Annotated in this window: 23 protein-coding genes and 4 tRNA genes; 13 read left to right on the plus strand and 14 right to left on the minus strand. The window is 68.0% G+C overall.

Annotation, left to right across the window (positions count from 1 at the left end; all coding sequences use genetic code 11):
* Positions 1 to 321: 321 nt before the first annotated feature.
* The 8 genes from EZH22_RS16120 to EZH22_RS16155 form a co-directional block, all read right to left on the minus strand.
* Positions 322 to 846 (minus strand): flavin reductase family protein, encoded by a 525-nt coding sequence (locus tag EZH22_RS16120; protein ID WP_203191566.1) that lies wholly within the window; start codon positions 844 to 846, stop codon positions 322 to 324.
* Entirely contained in the window at positions 843 to 2,162 is a 1,320-nt protein-coding gene (locus tag EZH22_RS16125; RefSeq protein ID WP_203191567.1) for an LLM class flavin-dependent oxidoreductase, read from the minus strand. Before EZH22_RS16125 ends, EZH22_RS16120 begins: the two co-directional genes overlap by 4 nt.
* A 177-nt stretch (positions 2,163 to 2,339) precedes the next feature.
* Positions 2,340 to 3,524 (minus strand): ABC transporter substrate-binding protein, encoded by a 1,185-nt coding sequence (locus tag EZH22_RS16130; protein ID WP_203191568.1) that lies wholly within the window; start codon positions 3,522 to 3,524, stop codon positions 2,340 to 2,342.
* Positions 3,521 to 4,102, minus strand: coding sequence for a carboxymuconolactone decarboxylase family protein (locus EZH22_RS16135; protein WP_203191569.1), 582 nt, complete (start codon positions 4,100 to 4,102; stop codon positions 3,521 to 3,523). Before EZH22_RS16135 ends, EZH22_RS16130 begins: the two co-directional genes overlap by 4 nt.
* On the minus strand, positions 4,102 to 5,022 hold the full coding sequence (locus EZH22_RS16140) for a branched-chain amino acid ABC transporter permease (RefSeq protein ID WP_203191570.1): 921 nt from the start codon (positions 5,020 to 5,022) through the stop codon (positions 4,102 to 4,104). Before EZH22_RS16140 ends, EZH22_RS16135 begins: the two co-directional genes overlap by 1 nt.
* 10 nt (positions 5,023 to 5,032) lie before the next feature.
* Entirely contained in the window at positions 5,033 to 5,896 is an 864-nt protein-coding gene (locus EZH22_RS16145; protein ID WP_203191571.1) for a branched-chain amino acid ABC transporter permease, read from the minus strand.
* Between the two features lie 3 nt (positions 5,897 to 5,899).
* Positions 5,900 to 6,646, minus strand: coding sequence for an ABC transporter ATP-binding protein (locus tag EZH22_RS16150; RefSeq protein WP_203191572.1), 747 nt, complete (start codon positions 6,644 to 6,646; stop codon positions 5,900 to 5,902).
* Positions 6,643 to 7,407, minus strand: a complete 765-nt coding sequence (locus tag EZH22_RS16155) for an ABC transporter ATP-binding protein (RefSeq protein WP_203191573.1) — start codon at positions 7,405 to 7,407, stop codon at positions 6,643 to 6,645. The genes EZH22_RS16150 and EZH22_RS16155 overlap by 4 nt, the downstream gene beginning before the upstream one ends.
* 202 nt (positions 7,408 to 7,609) lie before the next feature.
* Between EZH22_RS16155 and EZH22_RS16160 the strand changes: the two genes are divergently transcribed.
* On the plus strand, positions 7,610 to 8,482 hold the full coding sequence (locus tag EZH22_RS16160) for a LysR substrate-binding domain-containing protein (protein ID WP_203191574.1): 873 nt from the start codon (positions 7,610 to 7,612) through the stop codon (positions 8,480 to 8,482).
* Here EZH22_RS16160 and EZH22_RS16165 read toward each other — a convergent pair.
* Both EZH22_RS16165 and EZH22_RS16170 read right to left on the minus strand, forming a co-directional pair.
* Entirely contained in the window at positions 8,394 to 9,746 is a 1,353-nt protein-coding gene (locus EZH22_RS16165) for a M24 family metallopeptidase (RefSeq protein ID WP_203191575.1), read from the minus strand. The two genes, EZH22_RS16160 and EZH22_RS16165, sit on opposite strands and share 89 nt — an antisense overlap.
* A gap of 5 nt (positions 9,747 to 9,751) precedes the next feature.
* The gene (locus EZH22_RS16170; RefSeq protein ID WP_203191576.1) at positions 9,752 to 10,732 is read right to left on the minus strand and encodes a Bug family tripartite tricarboxylate transporter substrate binding protein; all 981 of its coding nucleotides are present in this window, start codon (positions 10,730 to 10,732) and stop codon (positions 9,752 to 9,754) included.
* A gap of 76 nt (positions 10,733 to 10,808) precedes the next feature.
* Between EZH22_RS16170 and EZH22_RS16175 the strand changes: the two genes are divergently transcribed.
* On the plus strand, positions 10,809 to 11,609 hold the full coding sequence (locus EZH22_RS16175) for an IclR family transcriptional regulator domain-containing protein (RefSeq protein ID WP_231711004.1): 801 nt from the start codon (positions 10,809 to 10,811) through the stop codon (positions 11,607 to 11,609).
* A gap of 98 nt (positions 11,610 to 11,707) precedes the next feature.
* Here EZH22_RS16175 and EZH22_RS16180 read toward each other — a convergent pair.
* The 3 genes from EZH22_RS16180 to EZH22_RS16190 all read right to left on the minus strand — a co-directional run bounded on the left by EZH22_RS16180 (position 11,708) and on the right by EZH22_RS16190 (position 14,866).
* A tRNA-Thr gene (locus tag EZH22_RS16180) sits at positions 11,708 to 11,782 on the minus strand.
* 126 nt (positions 11,783 to 11,908) lie between these two features.
* Positions 11,909 to 13,600, minus strand: coding sequence for an MFS transporter (locus EZH22_RS16185; RefSeq protein ID WP_203191578.1), 1,692 nt, complete (start codon positions 13,598 to 13,600; stop codon positions 11,909 to 11,911).
* 414 nt (positions 13,601 to 14,014) lie between these two features.
* The gene (locus EZH22_RS16190) at positions 14,015 to 14,866 is read right to left on the minus strand and encodes a TrmH family RNA methyltransferase (protein ID WP_203191579.1); all 852 of its coding nucleotides are present in this window, start codon (positions 14,864 to 14,866) and stop codon (positions 14,015 to 14,017) included.
* A gap of 266 nt (positions 14,867 to 15,132) precedes the next feature.
* Between EZH22_RS16190 and EZH22_RS16195 the strand changes: the two genes are divergently transcribed.
* Together EZH22_RS16195 and EZH22_RS16200 are read left to right on the plus strand one after the other, a co-directional pair.
* A tRNA-Tyr gene (locus EZH22_RS16195) sits at positions 15,133 to 15,217 on the plus strand.
* Positions 15,218 to 15,269: 52 nt separating this feature from the next.
* A tRNA-Gly gene (locus EZH22_RS16200) sits at positions 15,270 to 15,343 on the plus strand.
* A 7-nt stretch (positions 15,344 to 15,350) separates the two neighbouring features.
* Here the strand turns inward: EZH22_RS16200 and EZH22_RS16205 are convergent.
* On the minus strand, positions 15,351 to 15,995 hold the full coding sequence (locus tag EZH22_RS16205) for a hypothetical protein (protein WP_203191580.1): 645 nt from the start codon (positions 15,993 to 15,995) through the stop codon (positions 15,351 to 15,353).
* A gap of 256 nt (positions 15,996 to 16,251) precedes the next feature.
* Here EZH22_RS16205 and tuf point away from each other — a divergent pair, with 256 nt between their 5' ends.
* From tuf to rplL, 9 genes are all read left to right on the plus strand, one after another.
* Positions 16,252 to 17,442, plus strand: a complete 1,191-nt coding sequence (tuf, locus tag EZH22_RS16210) for an elongation factor Tu (RefSeq protein ID WP_203191581.1) — start codon at positions 16,252 to 16,254, stop codon at positions 17,440 to 17,442.
* Positions 17,443 to 17,603: 161 nt separating this feature from the next.
* Positions 17,604 to 18,182, plus strand: coding sequence for a hypothetical protein (locus EZH22_RS16215; protein WP_203191582.1), 579 nt, complete (start codon positions 17,604 to 17,606; stop codon positions 18,180 to 18,182).
* A 129-nt stretch (positions 18,183 to 18,311) separates the two neighbouring features.
* Positions 18,312 to 18,388, plus strand: a tRNA-Trp gene (locus tag EZH22_RS16220).
* 198 nt (positions 18,389 to 18,586) lie between these two features.
* Complete coding sequence (gene secE / locus EZH22_RS16225; protein WP_203191583.1) at positions 18,587 to 18,784, plus strand: preprotein translocase subunit SecE; 198 nt, start codon at positions 18,587 to 18,589, stop codon at positions 18,782 to 18,784.
* A 17-nt stretch (positions 18,785 to 18,801) separates the two neighbouring features.
* The gene (nusG, locus tag EZH22_RS16230) at positions 18,802 to 19,332 is read left to right on the plus strand and encodes a transcription termination/antitermination protein NusG (RefSeq protein ID WP_203191584.1); all 531 of its coding nucleotides are present in this window, start codon (positions 18,802 to 18,804) and stop codon (positions 19,330 to 19,332) included.
* A gap of 166 nt (positions 19,333 to 19,498) precedes the next feature.
* Complete coding sequence (gene rplK / locus EZH22_RS16235; protein ID WP_203191585.1) at positions 19,499 to 19,948, plus strand: 50S ribosomal protein L11; 450 nt, start codon at positions 19,499 to 19,501, stop codon at positions 19,946 to 19,948.
* A gap of 5 nt (positions 19,949 to 19,953) precedes the next feature.
* Complete coding sequence (rplA, locus tag EZH22_RS16240; protein ID WP_203191586.1) at positions 19,954 to 20,652, plus strand: 50S ribosomal protein L1; 699 nt, start codon at positions 19,954 to 19,956, stop codon at positions 20,650 to 20,652.
* A 674-nt stretch (positions 20,653 to 21,326) separates the two neighbouring features.
* Positions 21,327 to 21,845 (plus strand): 50S ribosomal protein L10, encoded by a 519-nt coding sequence (gene rplJ / locus EZH22_RS16245; RefSeq protein ID WP_203191587.1) that lies wholly within the window; start codon positions 21,327 to 21,329, stop codon positions 21,843 to 21,845.
* 70 nt (positions 21,846 to 21,915) lie between these two features.
* Positions 21,916 to 22,287, plus strand: coding sequence for a 50S ribosomal protein L7/L12 (rplL, locus tag EZH22_RS16250; RefSeq protein WP_203191588.1), 372 nt, complete (start codon positions 21,916 to 21,918; stop codon positions 22,285 to 22,287).
* Positions 22,288 to 22,417: the final 130 nt, after the last annotated feature.

The following is a 22,417-nucleotide window of genomic DNA, read 5'->3' on the forward strand; positions in this document are numbered from 1 at the left end:
GAGCATGTCACTGGCCGGAATGCGAGCGTCGACCCGCGTTGATCGTTTTGCAGGTGGTGCCGGTCGAGGGCGCCGCAAGTTTCACATAAGCGGCGGAGAATAATTATATTTTGTTTGCGGCACGAACCAGGTGCCAACGGAAGTGCCACCATTCTGATGTGATGAGCCGGGAGGAGGGCTCACGCCTCCTCCAGCGCCCGGTCGAGGCTCCGGGCGACCAAGCCGCAGGCCCGGCTGGACGAAGGCGCCCACTTCTGCGCCGTTGCGCCCGGGCAGATCGTTCAACGTCACGAAGGAGCTGGGTCCGGCCCGGCGACCGCGCTACGAGGCCGCTGGGCCCGATCCGGCCAGCCGCCGATAGCCGCCGTCGAAGTAGAGCAGAGGCGAGGCGGCGCGGGTATGGACAGCCACCACCTCACCCACGAAAATGGTGTGCGTGCCCGCATGGTGCCGGTCGCGGAGCCGGCATTCGAGCACGGCGACCGCATCCGCGACGACGGGGCAACCGGTGCCGCCGCGCTCATGCGCGACGCCGTCGAAGGGGTCGTCGAGGCGCTGCGCGAAGCGGCCCGCGAGATGCTGCTGGTGCTCGGCGAGGATGTTGACGGCGAAGGCGCCGCTTTCGGCAATCAGGCCATGCGAGGTGGTGTCCCGGTTGATGACCGCGAGGATCTGCGGCGGCGCGGTGCTGACACTGCACACGGCCGTCGCCGTCATGCCGTTGAGCTGGCCATCCCTGCATGAGGTGATGATTGTGACGCTGGCGGCGAGCGCGCGCATGGCGGCCTTGAACGTCGCCGCATCGACGGCTGGCGGGGCGTCGTCGCTGCGGGAGGCTTGCATCATTGCGCTCCCTCCGCGAGGAGGTCGCGCAAGTGTCCTCCGGCATAGCCCCGCCTCAGGTATCCACGGGACTGGAGCAGGGGAACGACCTGGGTCACGAAATCCTCGAACGTGTCCGGCAGGAAGGCGGGGGAAATGACGAAACCGTCGGCCGCCCCGCTGTCGATGATGGCGATGAGCTGGTCCGCCACCTCTTGCGCCGTGCCCACCGCGCGCGGACACATGACGCCGCGGGCATAGACGCCGCCGGCCTCGGCGATGGTCATGCCGCCGTCGGGCGTGATGCTGCGCAGCGCCGCAAGGTTGCCCTGGCTGCCCGAGGCTGCGATCTCCTTCACCGTGGCGTCCATGGGTAGGCCCGAAAAGTCGGTGTTGGCGTGGGCCGCCAGCGTCGAGAGGCCGGCGACGGGATCGGCGAGGGAATCGTGCAGCGCCTGCTTCGCCTCCGCCTCGGTGCGGGTGGCGCCGATGAAGGGCATGATGGCCATCAGCACCTTGCTGGCGCCGCGCGGGCGGCCGGCGGCCTCCAGCGCCGCTGCCACATCCGTCTTGAAGGCCCGCATGCGCTCGAGGTTCGGCTGGAGCGCGAAGATGATGTCCGACCAGCGCGCCGCAAACGCCTTGCCCCGCCCCGACGAGCCCGCCTGCACGATCACCGGCCGCCCCTGCGGGCTGCGCGGGATGTTGAGCGGGCCGCGGGACTGGAACCACTTCCCCTGGTGGTTGGCGTAATGCACCTTGTCGGGATCGGCATAGATGCCGGCTGCCCGGTCGAGCACGAGGGCGTCTTCGTCCCAGCTGTCCCAGAGCTTGAACGCCAGTTCCATGAATTCGTCGGCCCGGTCATAGCGCTCGTCATGGCCGAGGTGGGGTACGGAACCGAAGTTCAGCGCCTCGCCGTCGTTCATGGAGGTGACCACGTTCCAGGCCGCGCGGCCGCCGGAGATGTGGTCGAGGGTCGCGAACTCGCGGGCGAGGTTGTAGGGCGCATCATAGGTGGTGGAGCGCGTGGCGCCGAGGCCGATATGACGCGTCACGGCCGCCATGGCGCCGAGGATGGGCATGGGGTCCATGCGCGTCGCGTCCTGGTCGCCTCGCCTCAGGCCCGCCGCATGGCTGTCGCCGTAGCGGTCGGCGATGGCGAGGCGGTCGGCGAAGAACAGGAAGTCGAAGCAGCCCTGTTCCAGCAGGCGGGCGATCCGCACGTAATGGTCGAGGCTGAGGAACGGCGTCTCGTGAGCCGGGTTGCGCCAGATGGCGTGGCTGTGAACCACCGGGCCGGCGATCAGGAAACCGCACAGATGCATGGGTTTGGGCATAGTTGATCCTCCCTTGTCCCGGTTCGGGCAAGGCTTGTCGGTTCACGTGCGGCGACCCCGCGCGTGGATGTGAAAACCTTCGCTGTTCCGTCTCTCCTCCCCGCACAGGCCGGGGAGGAGGGCGTCCTCGCAGCCGTCAGGAGATGACGCTCACCGTCTGATTCTTCCCGTCCTTGATCACCTGGACGAGGAACGAGCGGTTGATCTGGTCCCCTTCGCGTCGAAGTCGCAGGTGGCGCCGGCGCCGACGAACTTGATCTTCTTGCCGGCGCGGATGAGTTCGAGTCCCTTCACCACGTCGTCCACCTCCTCGCCCGGAGGATTGCAGACCTCGAAGACCGACTTGGCCCATGTCTTCGCGTCGGAAGACTTGGCGTGCTCCATGGCGAGGGCGGTGGCGCAGATCTGGTCGTGGGCGTTGCCGGCGAACAGGAACACCGTGCCGGCGGGCGCGCCCATCTCCTTCACGAATTTCTTATAGGACGCGGACTCGAGCGGCGGCGCGGGCTGGAGGTGATAGATGCCGTTCGCCACCTCCGGCCCCACGGCCTGGAGGAACTTGCCCTCCGCGTCGGCTCCGATGGAGAGCGCGACGATCTTCGACTTGAAGCCGCCGCGATAGGCCTCCTTGGCGATGGAGACGAAGTCGGTGAGCAGCGACAGGCAGAAGACGGCGTCCGGCTCGCCGCCGAAGGCCTTCTCCACCTCGGAGCGGTAGGAGGGCTGGTCGGGGTTGTACATGACCACCTCGGTGACCTTGCCGCCGAGCTTGGCGAACTCCGCCTTGAAGGGCTCGATCATGGCCACCACGAAGGGATTCTGCTGGGCCAGCACCACCGCCGTCTTGGCGCCGATCTTCTCCATCACCTTGGCGCCTGCCGGGCCCCAGGAGGTGCTCTTCGCCTGGAAGCGGAAGACGAGGCCCTTGGTGTCGCCCTCGGTCACCGCATTGGCGGCGCAGGACACCATCTGCACCTTGTCGGCGGCGAGGATGATAGGCTTGGCCGCAAGCGCGATCGGGCTGCCCCAGAAGCCGCCCACGAGCTCCACCTTGTTCACCTCCAGCAGCTTTTTCGTACCGGTGACGCCGACCGTCGGGTTGGTTTCGGAATCCTCGATGAACAGCTTCAGGGGGCGCCCGCCGAGGAGGCCTCCGGCATCGTTCACCTTCTTCACCACCATCTCCGCGGCCTTTTTCATGTCCGGGCCATAGGGCCCTGTCGCGCCGGAGAAGGGCAGCACCATGCCGATCGGAATCTCGGCAGCCTGCGCCGCGGCCGGCCGGCGCAGCAGAGCGGCCGCAGGAAGCGAGGCGAGGCCGGCGACCACGTGCCGGCGGGTGAGGGGCAGACCATGGCTCACGGCGTGTCTCCTGTTGCTGTGTTCGGTTCGGGGTGAAGGTGAAGCAGCGCCTCGGCGGCGCCGTCGTCGATCTGGAGCGCGTCGTTGAAGCGGTTGAAGAAGCCGGCGAGCGCCGCGCGCAGCGTCAGCTCGACAATCTGGGCCTCAGTGAAGTGCCGGCGCAGCTCCACGAACGCCTGCTCCCGGATGCCCCAGGCGCGCGTCGTGACGAGCCGCGCATAGTCGATCACCGCGCGGTCGGCGGCATCGAAGGCGGGATGGTCGCTCTCGGGCAGGACCGCCACCGCCTCGGCCGGCACGCCTTCCACCTCCAGCAGAGGGGTATGGTGCGAGACGCAGTAAGGGCACGCGTTGAGCTTGGAGACAGTGACGACCGCCAGCTCGATGTAGCGGAAGGGCACGCCTTCCCGCGCGCGCAGCTCCATCAGCATCCGATAGAGGTGGTCGAGGGCCGGCGGCACGTGGGCGAGCACGGCCGCCTGGTCGCGGAAGTCCGAATAGCCGCCGGCGAAGGCGGAGAAAACGTCAGCCAGGGACGGCGGCAGGTCCACCGCTGAAAGGGGGGTGACGCGGGGCATCAGGCTTTCTCGCTTTCCGGCGGGAAGAAGTCGGCGAGGCGCCGGTGGGGCTCGGCCACGAACCCCTCGGGCCTCATGATGAGCAGCAGGACGATGCCGACCCCGATCATCCCCAGCCGGAGCGCCGAGAGCTGCACGCCGTCGATGCCGGGGATCACATCCTTGAGGAAGCGCGTTGCCTCCAGGATCAGCATGATGGACCCGGCACCAAGCACGAGGCCGAGGTTGGAGCCGCGCCCGCCGGCGATCACCGCCATGAAGGCGTAGGCGGTGATGATGGGCGTGAACTGGCTCGGGTCGATATAGGTGAGGAAGAAGGCGTGCAGCGCCCCGGCCATCCCCATGATCGCGCCGCCCACGGCGAAGGCCCGCACCCGGAGCGCCAGCACCGGCTTGCCGAGGGCTGCCGCCACGGTGGCGTCGTCGCGCACGGCGCGCAGCACCCGCCCGAACGGCGAGCGCACCAGCGCCTCGCTGAAGGCGAACACCACCACAACCAGCGTGAGCGCGAAGGCGAGGATCGCCCCGTCACCCCATCCGGCCGGCGTGAGGCCGGCGAAGGGGCGGGGAATGTCGGCGATGCCCAGCGCCCCGCCGGTGAGGTCGCCGAGATTGAGCAGCAGGATGCGCACCACCTCGGCAAAGCCGATGGTGACGATGGCGAGGTAATTCTCCTCCAGCCGGATGGTGAGCAGCGACAGCAGCATGGAGACGACCGCGCACACGGCCGCGGCCAGCGCCAGACCGGCGAACCAGCCCACGTGCGGCGCGGTGATGGCGAGCGTGTAGGCGCCGAGCGCGACGAAGCCGGCGACGCCGAAATTGACCAGCCCCGCAAGCCCCCATTGCAGGTTGAGGGCAAGCCCCACCAGCGCTGCGATGGAAACGAAGATGACGACGGTGACGAGGTAGGAGATCATCGTGCGGCCCTCACTTGCGGATGGCCTTGGCCCCGAACAGGCCGTTGGCACGGAACAGGAGCAGCAGCAGGATCACGCCGAAGCTGACGATCTGCCGGAAGCTGACCGGCAGGATGAGCGCGGACATCTCCTCCGCGACGCCAATGAGGATCGCCCCTGCGACCGCGCCGATGGGGCTTCCCAGGCCGCCGAGGATCGCGGCGGCGAAGATGGGGGTCTGGTAGTTCCAGCCCATCAGCGGATCGATGGCGCGGTCGAGCCCCGCCAGCACGCCGGCAAGCCCGATGAGCGCGCCGGTGAGGGCGAAGGTGATGCGCGCGACCGTGCGCCGCTCCACCCCGCGCACGGCGGCGAGGGCGGCATTGTCCGCCACTGCGCGCATGGCGCGGCCGAGGGGCGAGGCGGTGATGAGCAGGTGGAGCAGCACCAGGGCGACCAGCACGACGCCGGCGGTGATGATCTGCTCGTGGTTGATGCGCAGGCCGTTCCAGCGCATCGGCCGCGCCACCGCCAGATCGAAGCTGCGGGCGGCGTTGCCGAAGGTGAAGCGGCAGAAGTTCTCGATCACCAGCGAGACGCCCATGGAGGCGACCAGGAGCGTGATGGAGCCGCGCGTCCGCAGCCGCTCGAATACCAGCGTTTCGGCAAGCAGGGCGGCAAGGGCGACGCTGGCCGCAGCGCAGGCGGCGGCCAGCGGCAGCGGCCAGCCGAGGAGCACGTTGGCGGTGTAGGCCGCATAGGCGCCGAGGGTCAGCATGGCGCCGACCGCGAAATTGGCGAACCGCAGGATGCCGAAGACGAGCGTCAGCGCGAGCGCCGGCAGGGCCAGAAGGAGGCCGGTGACGATGCCGTTGAGGAGAAGCTGGAGGACCATGGCTCAGGCCGCCTTTCCGAAGAACAGGCCGGCGAGGTCCGCCTGGCGAATGTCGGCGGCCGAGGCCCTGAGCGAGAGGCGGCCGGCGACCAGCACCACCACCTCGTCGGCGATGCCGAGGGCGGCGGCGACGTTCTGCTCCACCAGCAGCACGGTGACGCCGGCCTCGCGCACGCGCACCACCGCTTCCATAGTCTCGCCGACGATCCGGGGAGACAGTCCGGCGGACGGCTCGTCCAGCAGCAGCACCTCGGGATTGGCGAGGAGCGCGCAGGCGAAGGCCAGCATCTGCCGCTGTCCGCCGGAGAGGTTACCGGCGAGCGTCCGCGGCCGCTGCCCGAGCTCGGGGAAGAGGTCGAGGACGCGCGCCCGCTGTTCCGGGCCGACGCCGGCGCGGCCGCGCAGGAACTCGGTGGCGAGCTTGAGATTTTCAGCGATGGTGAGGGTGGCGAAGATGTTCGCTTCCTGCGGCACATAGGCGAGGCCCGCCGCCACCCGCCGCGCCGGCGAGAGCGCGGTGATGTCGCGGCCGGTGACGACCACGCTGCCGGCGCGCGTGGGCACGAGGCCAGCGAGCGTCTTGATAAAGGAGGACTTGCCCGAGCCGTTGGGGCCGATGACGGCGACGATGCTCTCCGGCTTCTGGGCGAAGTCGATGCCGCAGACGATGTCGCCGCCGCGGCCGTAGCCGGCGCGCAGGCCGCTGACGGCGAGGGCGTGGTCGCGGGGATCGGGCGGCGGCGTCATCATGCGGCGACCCCGAGATAGGCGGAGACCACGCGCGGGTCGGCGGTGGCTTCGGCGAAGGTTCCGGAAACGAGGGCACGGCCCTGGGCCAGGACGTGGACCCGGTCGCACACCTCCTCCACCAGGTGCATGTCGTGCTCGACGATGCCGAAGGAGAGGCCTTCCGCCTTCAGCTCCCGCACCAGCCGCACGATCTCCAGCCGCAGCGGCGGCGACACGCCGGCGCCTGGCTCGTCGAGCAGGATCAGCTTCGGCCGCATGAGCAGCGCGCGGGCCATCTCCAGCAGCTTCTTCTGGCCGCCCGAAAGCAGTGAGGAGGGCTGGTCGGCGAGCTTCAAAAGCCCGACCCGCTCCAGCAGGGCGCGCGCGGCGCCGGCATTTTCCCGCTCCTGCGCCCACCATTTCCGGCGACCGAACAGGGCGCCGAGCAGGGTTTCCCCCCTCTGCCCCGGCGGAGCGACGAGCAGCGTCTCGAACACCGTGAGGCTGGAGAGCTCCCGCACGATCTGGAAGGAGCGCACGACGCCCTTGCCGGCCATGAGGTGCGCGGGCAGGCCGGTCACGTCGTCGCCCTCCAGCAGCACCTTGCCGGAATCCGGCCGCGCCAGGCCGGTGAGGGCGTTGAGCAGCGTCGTCTTGCCGGCGCCGTTGGGGCCGATGAGGCCGGTGACCTGACCACGGGCGATATCGAGGGTCAGGCTGTCGAGCGCGGCGACGCCGCCATAGCGCCGCGTCAGCCCGCACACCTGCAGGAATGGGCTCAATGTCACGTCTTCCCCGTGGCGCCCGGCAGGCAAGAATGCCTCACCGCTGTGCAGGCGCCTTTTTGATGTGCATCAAAGTCGAAGGTTTTGATCAGTCGTTGGACAGATGATCTGACCTGTCGGGGAGATTAGATCGAGGCATTGAGATCAAATCAAATTTATATTGCTTTGCACGAAGCTAAATAAAATTTATCATATCCGCATGTCGCGAACGCTGGAAATCGGATTGCTGCGCACCTTCGTCCTTCTGGTGGAGGAGAAGAGCGTCACCCGTGTCGCGCGCCGGCTGAACCGCACCCAGCCGGCCATCAGCCTGCAGATCCGACGGCTCGAGGAGGCGGCCGGCTTTTCCCTGTTCGAGCCGGACCTGCGGCACCTGAAGCTTTCCCGCCACGGCGAGATGCTGCTGCCCCATGCGCGCACCATGCTGCGCCTCGACGAGGAGGCGCGGCTGCGGCTGTCGGCCGACGACGTGGCGGGGCGCGTGACGCTGGGCTGCCCGGACCTCTACGCCGCCTTCCTCCTGCCCCAGACGCTCGCCCGTTTCCGCGCGAGCTATCCGGGCGTCGAGGTGACGGTGCGATGCGCCCTGTCGCGCCAACTGGCGCAAGACATGGGGGAGGGGCTGCTCGACATCGCCATCGCTACCCGCATGCCGGGCGTCGCGCCGCGCGTCGGCACCGGCACCCTCCTGCGCCCGGAGCCGCTGATCTGGCTCGGCGCGGCGGGCGGGGTCGCGCATCTCGCCGACCCCCTCCCGCTCGCCATGCTGCCCGACGGCAACCTCTACCGGGATTATGCCCTTGCGGCCCTCGACCGCATCGGCCGGCGCTGGCGCATCGCCTGCATCTCGGAGAGCATCGCCGGTCTCCAGTCCATGGCGCTGGCCGATGCCGCGGTGTGTGTTCTCGCCCAGTCCGTGCGTGCGTCCGGGCTTTCGCGCCTGGGCAACGCCGAGGGGCTGCCGCCGCTCCAGGGCGTCGACCTCATCCTGTGGGAGCGTCACCCGGGTGGCTCTCCAGCCGCGGACCACCTCGCGGCCCACATCCGTCGGAACGTGTCCGAGAAAGAATAGTCCGGGGGACGCGTGATCGCTTCCATCGCCACCTTCGCGCGTGACGATCCTTCGCCCGCCGCACGCCTCTCCCGGATCGCGGAGAAAGGCGTGCGGCGAAGGGCCGGGCTCTCTCAGGGCAGGGAGCGCACCGTCGGGGCGAGCCCGCTGAGCCCTGCCGCGCCGGTCGCGGTGACCACGGCGGGGTATTCGAGGCGCAGGCCCCCACCCCGGGCCGATAGAGATGCGTGCCAAGCGCCACCACCATCCCTTCCTGGACGGTATCGGTGCTGGCGAGGTTGAGGAAAGGCCGCGTGCGGGCGCAGGTGCCGAGGCCATGGCCGAACAGGGGCAGGCCATGCTCCGCAAGGCCGTGGCGCGCGAACACCGCCCGGCCTTCCGCCACGCAGTCCTTCACCGCCCGGCCTGGCCGGAGCGCGGCGAGCATGGTCGACGCCACGTCCTCCCAGCAATCGGCGAGCGCCTTCTGCTCCGCGTCCGGCGGGCCGAGGAAGACCGGAAGGGACAGATCGGAGAGATAGACCCCCACCATGCTGTGCAGGTCGATCACCACGAATTCCCCACGCCGGATCACGGCGTCCGTCGCCTGCTGGGTGACACCCCGGGCGAAGGCGGTCCGCCCACCGGCGCCCACCTCGGTGCCGCCGGTCACGGCCCAGGCCCAGGACGATCCCGCATCCCGGATCGCCGCCTCCACCACGCCCGCCACGTGGTTCTCGGTGACGCCTTCCGCGACCGCCGCGACGCCGGCCTCATAGCCGGCCGCCGCGACCTCGGCCGCCTTGCGTAGGAGTGCGATCTCGGCAGGCGACTTGATGAGCATGAGGTCGTCGATCCAGTCGACGCCATTCACGAGGCGCGCCTGCGGGAGCGCCCGGCCGAAGGCAAGGAACTCGCCGGCGGTGAGCATGCCCGGCGCGACCTGGGCGGCGCCGGGATGCTCGATGTCCAGCCCCACCGCAAGCCGGTCCACGCCCGTGCGGGACAGGATGCCGGCGACGGCTTCGACCAGGGCGGATCCGGTGAAGTCGGTGACCGGCTGGGCGCATCCCTCGGCGCGCACGCGCTCGGAATCCATGGCCCAGTAGACGATCTCGCAATGACCGTCCCGCGTGACGACGACGGCGCCCCGCCACGGCATGAAGACGCCGCCAAGATAGTGCAGCGCGGCCTGGCGGGTGCCCACATAGGCCCCCGCGCCTTCCGCCCGCAGCCGGGCGGCGAGCTTCGCGACGCGATCGGTGAATTCGGATGAAGGAATCATGAGCCTCACTCCACCTGCGCGCCCGAAGCTTTGACCGCGACCGCCCAGAGCTTCGTCTGGTCGGCGATGAACGCGCGGAACGCGTCCGGCGTGGAGCTCACCGGCTCGGCGCCCTGGGCGATCAGCATCTCGTGGATCTTCGGATCCTTCAGCGCGCCGGCAACGGCGGAGGCGAGCGTGTCCACCACGGGGCGAGGCGTGCCTTTTGGCGCGACGATGCCGATCCAGCCGAACGCGCTGTACCCCTTCAGCCCCTGCTCGGCGATTGTGGGAACGTCCGGCGCGATGGGCGAGCGCGTGACGCCGGTGACGCCAAGCGCCTTCAGCTTGCCGGCCTTTACCAGCGGCATCGCCGTCATGAGCGAATCGAACATGACCTGCACATGGCCACCGGCGAGATCGGTGAGCGCCGGCGAGCTGCCCTTATAGGGCACATGGGGCATGTCCACCTCGGCCTGGGCACGGAACAGTTCCCCGGTGAGGTGCATGGAGGTGCCGCTGCCGCCGGAGGCACGCATCACCTTGCCCGGATTGGCTTTGGCATAGGCGATCAGCTCTGGAACGGTGTTCGCCGGCAGCGACGGGGTCGCGACCAACACCAGCGGATACTGCACCAGCTGGGACACCGGCTCGAAGTCGCCGATGGGGTCGAACGGCAGTGTCTTGTAGAGCGTCCGGTTGATGGCGTGGGTGCCGATGGTGGCCACCAGGAGCGTGTAGCCGTCGGGTGCCGCGCGGGCCACCTGCAGCGCGCCGGTGTTGCCCCCGGCGCCCGGCACCGGCTCCACCACCACCGGCTGCTTCAAGGTCTCCGACATGTGGTCGGCCACCATCTTCGCGGTGAGATAGGTGGGCCCGCCCGTCGCGGCCGGCACGACGAGCCTGATGGGGCGGCTCGGAAACGTGTCCGCAAGCCCCGAATCGGGCAGCGGCGCCGCGAGCGCGGCAGCCAGCGCGAACGCCGGCGCCAATCTTGGAAATCGCATTCATTCCTCCCTTGTCATGTTCGTTGAACGAACATATTGTCGTACAACGAACATCCTATGGGATAAGGAGCCGGCTGTGAAGCAGCTATGGAGTGCGCAGGCGATCGCCGGCTGGCCGAAAGGTGGCGACAGCTTCGTGGAAGCCTTCGCGAAGGGGCTCGCCGTGATCGCAGCGTTCGAGGGCGCGTCCGGCGGCCTCACGATCTCGCAGACCGCCCAGCGCACGGGGCTGACGCGTGCCGGCGTACGACGCTTGCTCCACACGCTGGTGGAGCTCGGCCTCGCGCAGGAGAACGAAGGGGGGCGTTTTTTCCTCACCTCCAGTGTGCTCCGGCTCGGCTATTCCTATCTCACCTCCCTCGACATCGCCGAGCGCGCCCGGCCGGTCGTCGAAGCGTTGTCCGAGGCGACCGACGAGACGGTGGCGGTCTCCGTGCTGGACGGTGCCGAGGTGACGTTCGTGGCGCGGGCCGACGTGGCCCGCATCCTGCGCAGCCGGCTTCTTGTGGGCAGCCGCCTGCCGGCGTTCTGCACCTCCATGGGCCGCGTGCTCCTCACGAGCCTGGCGCCGGACGCGCTGCGCAGCCTGCTGTCCGGCATCGAGCGGCCGGCCTACACCCAGCAGACCGTCACCGACGTGGAGAAGCTGGTGGATGAAATCGACGCCGTGCGGCGACGAGGCTGGGCGCTGGTCTGCGAGGAACTGGAACTCGGCGCCTGCGGCATCGCCGCCCCGATCCGCGACACCAGCGGTGCGGTGGTCGCGGCCATCAATCTCAGTGCCAATCTCGGTCGCACACCGCGCGCGCGTCTGGAAGGCGAGATCTTGGAGAAGCTCCTGGCGGCGGCGAGGGACCTGTCCATGTCTGCCGAATAGCCGGCCGCGCTTCCAAGGCGCCGCCGGCCGACATGGCCGGATAAATCTTTTAAATCAGAGAATCTTGCGACGTCGAACGACGCTCGTCGACCCGTAAGTGGTGCCGGTTGAGGGGATTGAACCCCCGACCTTCGGTTTACAAAACCGCTGCTCTACCGCTGAGCTAAACCGGCTTTCCTGCCCCATGCTCTACCAGCGACATTCGAGGCGGACAAGCCGTGCGCCGGGGTGCGGAACGAGAACGGCCCCGCGCAGGCGGGGCCGTTCGGTTGGTGAGCGCGCCCTGGGCGCGCGGCGCCTCAGTGCCAGTGGTCGATGTTGCGGTCCTTGGTCTCCGGCACGAACAGGAGGCCGATGACGAAGGTCATGAGGGCCACCACGATCGGGTACCAGAGGCCGTAATAGATGTCGCCGGTGGCCGCCACCATGGCGAAGGCGGTGGCCGGCAGCAGGCCGCCAAACCAGCCGTTGCCGATGTGGTAGGGCAGCGACATGGAGGTATAGCGGATGCTCGCCGGGAACAGCTCCACCAGCGCCGCCGCGATGGGCCCGTACACCATCGTCACGAACAGGACGAGGATGAACAGCAGGCCGATCACCGCCGCGGTGCGGGGCTGGAAGATGTCGAACGGGTTCGACATCTTGATGATGTCCTTGTTGGTGGCCGCGCTTGGGTAGCCGGCCGCCTGCAAGGCCGCCAAGGCGGTCTTGTTGAAGTCGGGCCCGTAGGGCACCACCACGTCGTTCACCTTGAGCTGCACTGGGGTGCCGGCGGGGCCGGCCTCGGTCGAGTACTTGACCGAGGACTTGGCGAGGAAGTCGCGGGCCATGTCGCACGGCGCGGTGTAGATGCGGGTGCCGACCGGGTTGAACAGGCTGCCGCAATTGGCCGGGTCGGACACCACCGACACCCGCACGTTCTGGATCGCCTTTTCCAGCGCCGGGTTGGCGTAGGAGGTGATCATGTTGAACAGCGGGAAGTAGCTCGCCGCCGCGATCAGGCAGCCCGCCAGGATGATGGGTTTGCGGCCGATCTTGTCGGAGAGCCATCCGAAGAACACGAAGAAGCCCGTGCCGAACAGCAGCGACCACGCGATGAGCAGGTTGGAGGTGTAGCCGTCCACCTTCAGGATCGATTGCAGGAAGAACAGGGCATAGAACTGGCCCGTGTACCAGACCACGCCCTGGCCGGCGACGAGGCCGAACAGGGCGAGCAGCACGATCTTCAGGTTCGACCACCGGCCGAACGCTTCGGACAGAGGCGCCTTCGACGTGGTGCCGTCTTCCTTCATCTTCTGGAAGGTCGGCGATTCGGAGAGCTGGAGACGGATCCACACCGAGATGCCGAGCAACGCGATGGAGACGAGGAACGGAATACGCCAGCCCCAGGCCGCGAACGCCGGCTCGCCCACGAGGGTGCGGGTGACGAGGATGATGATCAGAGACAGGAACAGGCCCAGCGTCGCCGTGGTCTGGATCCAGGAAGTGTAGAAGCCGCGCCGTCCGTGGGGCGCGTGCTCCGCCACGTAGGTCGCCGCGCCGCCATATTCACCGCCGAGGGCGAGGCCCTGGAGCAGGCGCAGGGCGATGAGGACGATCGGCGCCAGGATGCCGATCGAGGCGGAGGAGGGCAGGATGCCGACGATGAAGGTCGACAGGCCCATGATGAGGATGGTGACGAGGAAGGTGTACTTGCGGCCCACCAGGTCGCCGATGCGCCCGAACACGACGGCGCCGAAGGGGCGCACCAGGAAGCCGGCGGCAAACGCCAGCAACGCGAAGATGTCGCGCGTCGCCTGGTCGAACATGGGCTTGCCGTCGGCGCCGGCGACGTTGAAGAACTGGTTGCCGATGATGACCGCGAGCGAGCCGTACAGGTAGAAGTCGTACCACTCGAAAACGGTGCCGAGGGAGGAGGCGAAGATGACCTTCTTCTCCTCGCGGGTCATGGGACGGGGCTTGGCGGCCACCCCTGCTGTCGTCACGCTCATGGAATGTTGTCCTCCCGTCGTTCAGGGCTCCGCCGGGGGGCGGAAGTCGAGCCGATCACAGGCAATGCCGGGAGGGGGGCCGGGCGGGCACGGCCCATTGCGCGCAGCCACGCAGGCGTGGCAGCGGGATCAGGGCGTTCCTCCGTCGGCCCTCCGTTTCGCATCGTTTTAGTGTGCGAATGTCCGGCAGGGCTGGGCGCAATTCAGCGCCATGACATCAGCATGGCGAAGGAATGGTAAATTTGCGATTGGTCATTGGTCTTAGGTGCAGGCGCGAAGAGATCTGGTGCGCGTCCGCGCCTTCGTTTCCAGGGGTAAACGGTCCGGTTGAAACAACCCGACGGGCAACTCCGCTTTTGCTGGCAGGCAGGGAACCTGGCAGGCAGGAGAATGCGTGCACCGGACGGCTCTGTCTCAGCCGCGCTTCATCGCCCGTCGCGCGATGCCGAGGGAGAGGGCGGCGGCGTTCGACACGTTGAGGCTCTTGATGACGCCCGGCAGGTCGATGCGGGCGAGCACGTCGCAGGTCTCGCGGGTGAGCTGCCTCAGGCCTTTGCCTTCCGCTCCGAGCACGAGGGCGAGGGGCGCCCTGAGCCGGGTGTCTTCAAGGTCGGCGGCGCCTTCGCTGTCGAGCCCCACCACCAGCATGCCGTTCTCGCGCAGCTCGGTGAGCGCCCGCGCCAGGTTCGTCACCAGGCAGAAGGGCACGTGCTCGAGCCCGCCCGAGGCGCTCTTGGCGAGCACGCCGGTGGCCGCCGGGCTGTGGCGCGCCGTGGTGACGATGGCGCTGACCGCGAACGCTGCCGCCGAACGCACGATGGCGCCCACATTGTGCGGGTCGGTGATCTGGTCCAGCACCAGGACGAGGTCGGTCTTGGCGATGTCCTTCAGGTGGGGGGAGGGCAGGTGGTCCGCCTCTGCAAGGAGGCCCTGATGGATCGCATCGGGTCCGAGCAGCTTGTCGATGTCACCGGGGCGCACCAGCTCGGGCGCGATGGGCGGCGTGAGCCCTTCCTCGGCCAGGCGGTTCACGGCGTTTTCGGTGGCGAGGATGCGCCGGAAACGGCGCTTCGGATTGGCGATGGCCTCGGCCACGGTGTGCCAGCCATAGAGCAGGGCCACATCCTCAGCCCCTGTCCAGGGCGGAGCCTTGCCGCCTTTTGCCCGGCGCGGTGGAAAGGGGCCGCCGCCGGTCCGGCCGGCGCGGCTGGCGAAGGTGGGGCGGGCGCCGGGGCGGCGGGGTTCGCGGGGCGGGCGTTCGGACATGATGAGGCTTTGTCAGAGCCCGGGGCGGGGCGCAAGAGCAACGGCAGGAGGAAGTGCGCGGGCGGGCAGGGACGGGTTTCGTCCACAGGCGCGGGCGCGGCGCTCATTTCCGGTTGACTTCGGCGCGCCGCTTTCACATAAACCCGGCCTCGGACGGCGATTTGCGCACGCTCATCGTCGGCTTCGGCGTGCTGGGGTTCCTTGATCCCAGCTTGCCGGGAAGTCTTCCCGCCGCGGCGGGAAGAACCGGTGCGACGGGCGTCGTTGGAGGGGTGCCCGAGTGGTTAAAGGGGACGGACTGTAAATCCGTTGGCTCTGCCTACGTTGGTTCAAATCCAACCCCCTCCACCACCCGTCGACCGCAAGAAGACATCCGGGCCGGCCCGGAAACGGACCTGCCCGCGCGGGTGTAGCTCAATGGTAGAGCAGCAGCCTTCCAAGCTGAATACGAGGGTTCGATTCCCTTCACCCGCTCCAGTCTTTTTCAGGCGGACGCCTTTTCCGACAGCCAGCTTTTCACCTTGGCGAGCACGGCGGCAGCGATGCTGTCCACCGATTCCCCGCTGAACTGGGCCGACGCGCTGCTGGCCTTCACCCCGTCCACCGAGGCGAGCACGGCATTGGTGGCCATGTCGACGATGGCGATGTCGCAGGTGATGAAAATGCCCTGCGTGGTGCTGGCCGCGACGCCGGCCGCGATCGGCCCCGCCAGAACCACCGTGAGCGCGGTGGCCGCCAGCACCTGGCCGGTGCGTTCCTGGGTCGTGGGGATGAGCAGGCTGCGCACGGTGATCTCCAGCCGGGCGGGGCGGGTGCCCTGGAGGATACCGCCAAGCAGGCGGTGGCTCTCCGTGGTGAGCGCGGCCGCCACCCGATGCTCGGCGTAGGAGCGGAAGCCGGCCCGCTCGATCTGGTGGAGATCGGGACGGGGGGTCTCGCGCTCCTTCGTCTCCAGCGCGTCGGCCTCGGCCCACTTGACGCTGCCGTCCGAGGGGAAGGTGACCTTCACCTTCGCCAGGGTGAGGCTTGCGATCTCCGCTTCGGACAAAGCGTGTTTCGGCAACGTCGCGCAGGCGCCGACCAGCAGCGCGACGAAAGCGGTCGCGACGACGCGAATAAGTGCGTTCACGGAAAGGGCCCCCGGCATGTCACCTTGCGACTTTTGGTTGCGGAGGTAGCGGGGGGCAAGGGGTATTCCGTAGCGGAAGGCGATTGCGGGCCACGTGTGCCTCCGCGGGCACAGCCCCGGCCCGGCCGGCGGGGCGCCCGTAGGGCGGGGTGGAGCCGGATGCGAGGCCGGCTCTTGCATCCGCAACCGAAACCCCCTATCCCACGGCGGCTTTTTTTGCGGCCCGTGCGGGGCGCTGACCGACTGAGAGAGAACGATGGCCAAAGAGAAGTTCAACCGCTCGAAGCCGCACTGCAACATCGGCACGATCGGTCACGTTGATCACGGCAAGACGTCGCTGACGGCGGCGATCACGAAGATCCTCGCGGAGACGGGCGGGGCGACGTTCACGGCGTACGACCAGATCGACAAGGCGCCGGAAGAGAAGGCGCGGGGCATCACGATCTCGACCGCGCACGTGGAATACGAGACGGCGAACCGTCACTACGCGCACGTGGACTGCCCCGGGCACGCGGATTATGTGAAGAACATGATCACCGGCGCGGCGCAGATGGACGGCGCGATCCTGGTGGTTTCGGCGGCCGACGGCCCCATGCCGCAGACCCGGGAGCACATCCTTCTGGCCCGCCAGGTGGGCGTGCCGGCGCTGGTGGTGTTCCTCAACAAGTGCGACATGGTCGACGACGAGGAGCTTCTCGAGCTGGTCGAGCTGGAAGTGCGCGAGCTTCTGTCCAAGTACGACTTCCCCGGGGACGACATCCCGATCATCCGCGGCTCGGCGCTGGTGGCGCTTGAGAACGGCGATCCGAAGCTGGGCAAGGAAGCGGTTCTGAAGCTGATGGAGGCGGTCGACGCCTACATCCCGCAGCCCGAGCGTCCGGTGGACCTGCCGTTCCTGATGCCGATCGAGGACGTGTTCTCGATCTCGGGGCGCGGCACGGTGGTGACGGGCCGCGTGGAGCGCGGGATCATCAAGGTGGGCGAGGAAGTCGAGATCGTGGGCATCCGCCCGACGCAGAAGACCACGGTCACCGGCGTCGAGATGTTCCGCAAGCTTCTGGACCAGGGCCAGGCCGGCGACAACGTGGGCATCCTGGTTCGCGGCACCAAGCGCGAGGACGTGGAGCGCGGCCAGGTGGTGTGCAAGCCGGGTACGGTGAAGCCGCACACCAAGTTCAAGGCCGAGGCCTACATCCTGACCAAGGAAGAGGGCGGGCGCCACACCCCGTTCTTCACCAACTACCGGCCGCAGTTCTACTTCCGCACGACGGACGTGACCGGCGTGTGCACGCTGCCCGAAGGCACCGAGATGGTGATGCCGGGGGACAACGTGTCCATGGACGTGGCGCTGATCGTGCCGATCGCCATGGAAGAGAAGCTGCGCTTCGCCATCCGCGAGGGTGGCCGCACGGTTGGCGCAGGGGTGGTGGCTGCGATCATCGAGTGATCGCAGCCATCGGCCCGTCCGCGACAAGCGCGGACGGGTTGTGGCGCCGGCGTCGTCGCCGCCATCATCGAGTGATCTGAGGGCTGCCGATCGGGCGGTCGCCTCGGAGTGAACAATAGAAAGGCAGGCCGAGGCCTGCCTTTCTTGCGTCAGGGATGACCATGATCAGGGCAATTCGCGTCCACGCGCCGGTGGCGGCCCTCTGTGGGGCGCTGGTGGGCTGCGCCACACCGGAGCAGGTGGAGGACGCGCAGGCCAAGCGCGCCGCAAGCTGGGGCGGGCGCACCCTGATCGGCGCCTATCGCTTCAGCGGCCCCATCGCCGCCTATTTCGAGCCTCCGCCTCCGGGCGCCAAGGGCGGTCGCCTCCTCGTCTGGGAGGAGGGGCGGCGCGAGGTGATCCAGGGCGAATGGACGGTAAGGAACTTCAAGCTCTGCGTGAAGCCCAATGTCTACTACAAGGAAATGATGGGCGGGCCCTTCGACCGCGAGGCTTGCCTCGGCTTTGATTCGAGCGCCGTCGAGTTCGATCATTTCCAGGGCGATGCATTCGCGCTCAAGACCAAGCGCGACGTGCCCTATGTGAGCAGCAAGGCGGACAACGACAAGTTTGCCGCCGTGATGCGCACGACGCCGTATTACGCGCCGGCCAATGGCGGCTTCAGCGAAGGCCTCTATCCGGCACGCGAGGGGGCGCCGGCCACGCCTGCGGAACCTGTGGCCGACGCGGCGGCGCAGTAGCGTGCCCCTTTACAGGCGCCGCGCATCTCTCTAGATACACGCGTCCGATGCGCTGGGTCACTTCCCGGCGCGGCGGAGTCTACCCTCGACGCAGGCGGACCCCTGGTCTCCGCATCGAGGTTCCGGCCTAGGAGTGTAGCTCAACTGGTTAGAGCACCGGTCTCCAAAACCGGGGGTTGGGGGTTCGAGTCCCTCCACTCCTGCCACTCCTGAAAAGAGCGGCAGGTCCAGCGAGCCGAGGGGCGGGGCGCGAGCTTGGGCCGCCCGAAGGATCCCGAAGCAACGTCTCGCAAGAGCCGGCGCCGGCGGGTCGAGCAAATTCCAGCGGCGCATGCGCCGCGGCATTGATATGGCGGCTGCCGGTTTTCCGGCGGGGCCGCCCGGCACAGGTGGCGAAGAGCGTCATGGCGAAGAACAGTCCCGTCGAGTTCTTTCAGCAGGTCCGCGCCGAGACGGCGAAGGTCACCTGGCCGACGCGGCGCGAGACGCTGATCACCACCGCCATGGTGTTCGTGATGGTGCTTCTCGCCTCGATCTTCTTCCTGATCGTCGACCAGATCATCCGGTTCGGCGTCTCCACCCTCCTCACCCTCGGGCACTGAGCGGAAGGGCGGCAGACATGGCGAAGCGCTGGTACATCGTTCACGCTTATTCCAACTTCGAGAAGAAGGTGGCCGACTCCATCCGCGAGCAGGCCGAGCAGCGTAATCTCACCGACCTGTTCGAGCAGATCCTCGTGCCCACCGAGAAGGTGGTGGAGGTACGCCGGGGCCGGAAGGTGGACACCGAGCGCAAGTTTTTCCCCGGCTACGTGCTGGTGAAGATGGACCTCACCGACGAGGCCTTCCATCTCATCAAGAACACGCCGAAGGTCACCGGCTTCCTGGGCGCCGACAACAAGCCCATGCCGATTTCCGAGTCCGAGGCCATGCGCATCCTGCAGCAGGTGCAGGAAGGCATCGAGCGGCCGAAGCCCTCCATTACCTTCGAGGTGGGCGAGACGGTCAAGGTGGCCGACGGGCCCTTCGCTTCCTTCAACGGCATCGTGGAAGAGGTGGACGAAAGCCGCTCGCGCGTGAAGGTGGCGGTGTCCATCTTCGGCCGCGCGACGCCGGTGGAACTGGAATTCGCTCAGGTCGAGAAGGTCTGAGCGCAATCGGCGGCGGTTGCGCCGCCGTACCTGGCGCCCCCGCCTTGGGTGGCGGCACCGGCGTGGGAGGGGAGGGGGCGTCTCGCCAAGCGCCCTTTGATCCGCACCACGCGATCCCGGCCGCAAGCCCCCGAGGGGGCGCGCGGCGCATTTGGGGAGTTGTGAAATGGCGAAGAAAATTACGGGTTACGTCAAGCTGCAGGTGCCCGCCGGCAGCGCCAATCCGGCCCCGCCGATCGGCCCCGCGCTCGGTCAGCGCGGCCTGAACATCATGGAATTCTGCAAGGCGTTCAACGCCCAGACCGCGCAGCTCGAAAAGGGCATGCCGATCCCGGTGGTGATCACCGCCTACCAGGACCGCTCCTTCACCTTCGAGCTGAAGACCCCGCCGGTCTCCTACTTCCTCAAGAAGGCCGCCGGCCTCGAGACGAAGAAGAAGCCCGGCTCCGGCTCGAAGACGCCCGGCAAGGGCACCTTCGTCGGCAAGGTCACGCGCGCCCAGCTCGCGGAGATCGCCGAGAAGAAGATGAAGGATCTGAACTGCGAGACCGTCGAGGCCGCCGTCCAGATGATCGAAGGTTCGGCCCGGTCCATGGGCCTGCAGGTTCAGGGGTGAGCGCCATGGCAAAGCAAGGCAAGCGCATCCGCGCCGTCAACGAGGGCATTGACCGTGTCAAGCTCTACCCCCTGGACGAGGCACTGACGCTGCTCAAGGAGCGGACCACGGCCAAGTTCGACGAGACCATCGAGGTTGCGCTGAACCTCGGCGTCGATCCCCGCCATGCGGACCAGATGGTGCGCGGCGTGTGCAACCTGCCCAACGGCTCGGGCCGCACCGTGCGCGTCGCCGTGTTCGCGCGCGGCGCCAAGGCCGACGAGGCCAAGGCGGCCGGTGCCGACATCGTCGGCGCCGAGGACCTGCTGGAGAGCATCCAGGGCGGCACCATCGATTTCGATCGCTGCATCGCCACCCCGGACCTGATGCCGCTGGTCGGCCGTCTCGGCAAGATCCTCGGCCCGCGCGGCCTGATGCCGAACCCGAAGGTCGGCACCGTGACCATGGACGTGAAGGGCGCCGTCGCCGCCGCCAAGGGCGGCGCGGTGGAGTTCCGCGTCGAGAAGGCCGGCATCATCCATGGCGGCATCGGCAAGGCCTCGTTCCCGGCCGACAAGCTGGCCGAGAACATCCGCGCCTTTGTGGACGCGGTGGTGAAGGCCAAGCCCGCCGGCGCCAAGGGCACGTACCTGCAGCGCGTGGCGGTCTCCTCCACCATGGGCCCCGGCATCAAGGTGGAGCCGGCGACTGTTCTCACCGCCTGATCGGGTTTCGTCCCGGACAAGCAGGGAGGCTGCCACGCAGCCTCCCTTTTTTGTTTGCGCGGGAAGGGGATACGGGGCGCCGCTGCCGCCGTTGGCCGGTGCGATCGCAGGCTTTGCGATTTGTCAAGTGCCAGGGGTGACAAGCGTGCCGAAGTCGGCTATAAGCGCCGCTCTCCTGCGTGGCGACATGCGGGAGATTCTGAAGTGTGGAGCTTTCGCCCTTGAGTGGGCGGAAGGGCTGGGAGGGTTCGCCCGCCCGGCCTTATCGTCTGTAATGACCTGTCAACTTTGACGGATCGTGAACAGACGGAAGTCCTGTCCGAGACTGCCGGTGCCCTGATGTTCGCTCAATCTGGCGTTCTTTCAAGGCTTAATTTCCGCACCCGCCTCGCCGAGGCGGGCTTTGGGAGGCCAGCATAGACGGGGAAGAGCGGATTTCGGCCTTCGCCGGCTCGTGTCGCGCGAAGATGAAGATCGGTTCGGAACCAGCGCCTTGCGCTTCGCGACACGGTTTTCCGTGCCCGGGCATGAGGGGACAGGGCATGTGAGCGTCGCGGATCGCGGCCTTCATGTCGTGACGACAGGTTGGCCGTGGAACGCGGCAAGGCGCAACCGGCGGGTCCGGTGCCTCCTCGGAGGCGAAGGAGCCGCCACAGGCTTAAAGAGAGCCAGACGTGGATCGAGCGGAAAAACAACAGCTCGTCACGACGCTCACGGATGTGTTCAAGAGCACGTCCGTCGTCGTGGTCGCCCACTATTCCGGCCTCACCGTTGCCCAGATGTCGCGCTTGCGCCGGCAGATGAAGGCAAGCGGTGCGACCGTGAAGGTGGCCAAGAACCGCCTCGCCAAGATCGCTCTGGAAGGCTCCGACGTCGCCCACGTGGCGTCCCTGCTCAAGGGGCCCACGGTGATCGCTTATTCCAGCGATCCGGTGGCGGCGCCGAAGGTTGCCGTCGAATTCGCCAAGGCCAACGACAAGTTCGTCATCCTCGGCGGAGCGATGGGCACCACGGCCCTCAACGTGGACGGTGTGAAGGCGCTCGCCACACTGCCGTCCCTGGACGAACTGCGCGGAAAGCTCGTCGGCCTCATCCAGGCCCCGGCGACCAAGATCGCGCAGCTCACCACGGCACCGGCGACGAAGCTCGCCCGCGTGTTCGGGGCCTATGCCAAGCAGGACGAAGCTGCGTGAGGACACGGCCGCGTGACCGCGGCCCGATCTCGCAATATCCAAATCCGAACCTATCTAAGGACGTATTCCCATGGCTGATCTGACCAAGCTCGTCGACGAGCTGTCCTCCCTCACCGTTCTCGAGGCCGCCGAGCTGGCGAAGCTCCTCGAGGAGAAGTGGGGCGTTTCCGCCGCCGCCGCCGTGGCCGTTGCCGCTGCCCCGGCCGCTGCCGCCGCCGCGGTGGAAGAGCAGACCGAGTTCACGGTCGTCCTCGCCGCCGCCGGCGAGAAGAAGATCGAGGTCATCAAGGAAGTGCGCGCCATCACCGGTCTCGGCCTCAAGGAAGCCAAGGACCTGGTGGAAGGCGCTCCGAAGCCCGTCAAGGAAGCCGTTTCCAAGGACGAGGCCGAGAAGCTCAAGGCCCAGCTCGAGAAGGCTGGCGCCAAGGTCGAGCTCAAGTGAGCTTTTGACATTCGGGGTCCGGTCCGCCGGACCCCGTCCATAGCGCCGCGCCGGCTTGCCGGGGCGGCGTCGCGGGAGAGGACGGTTCTCCCGGCAGCCAACGCGGATGGGTTCGCGCGGCTGCCGGGAG

The sequence above is a fragment of the Xanthobacter dioxanivorans genome (assembly GCF_016807805.1).
Classification (GTDB): Bacteria; Pseudomonadota; Alphaproteobacteria; order Rhizobiales; family Xanthobacteraceae; genus Xanthobacter; species Xanthobacter dioxanivorans.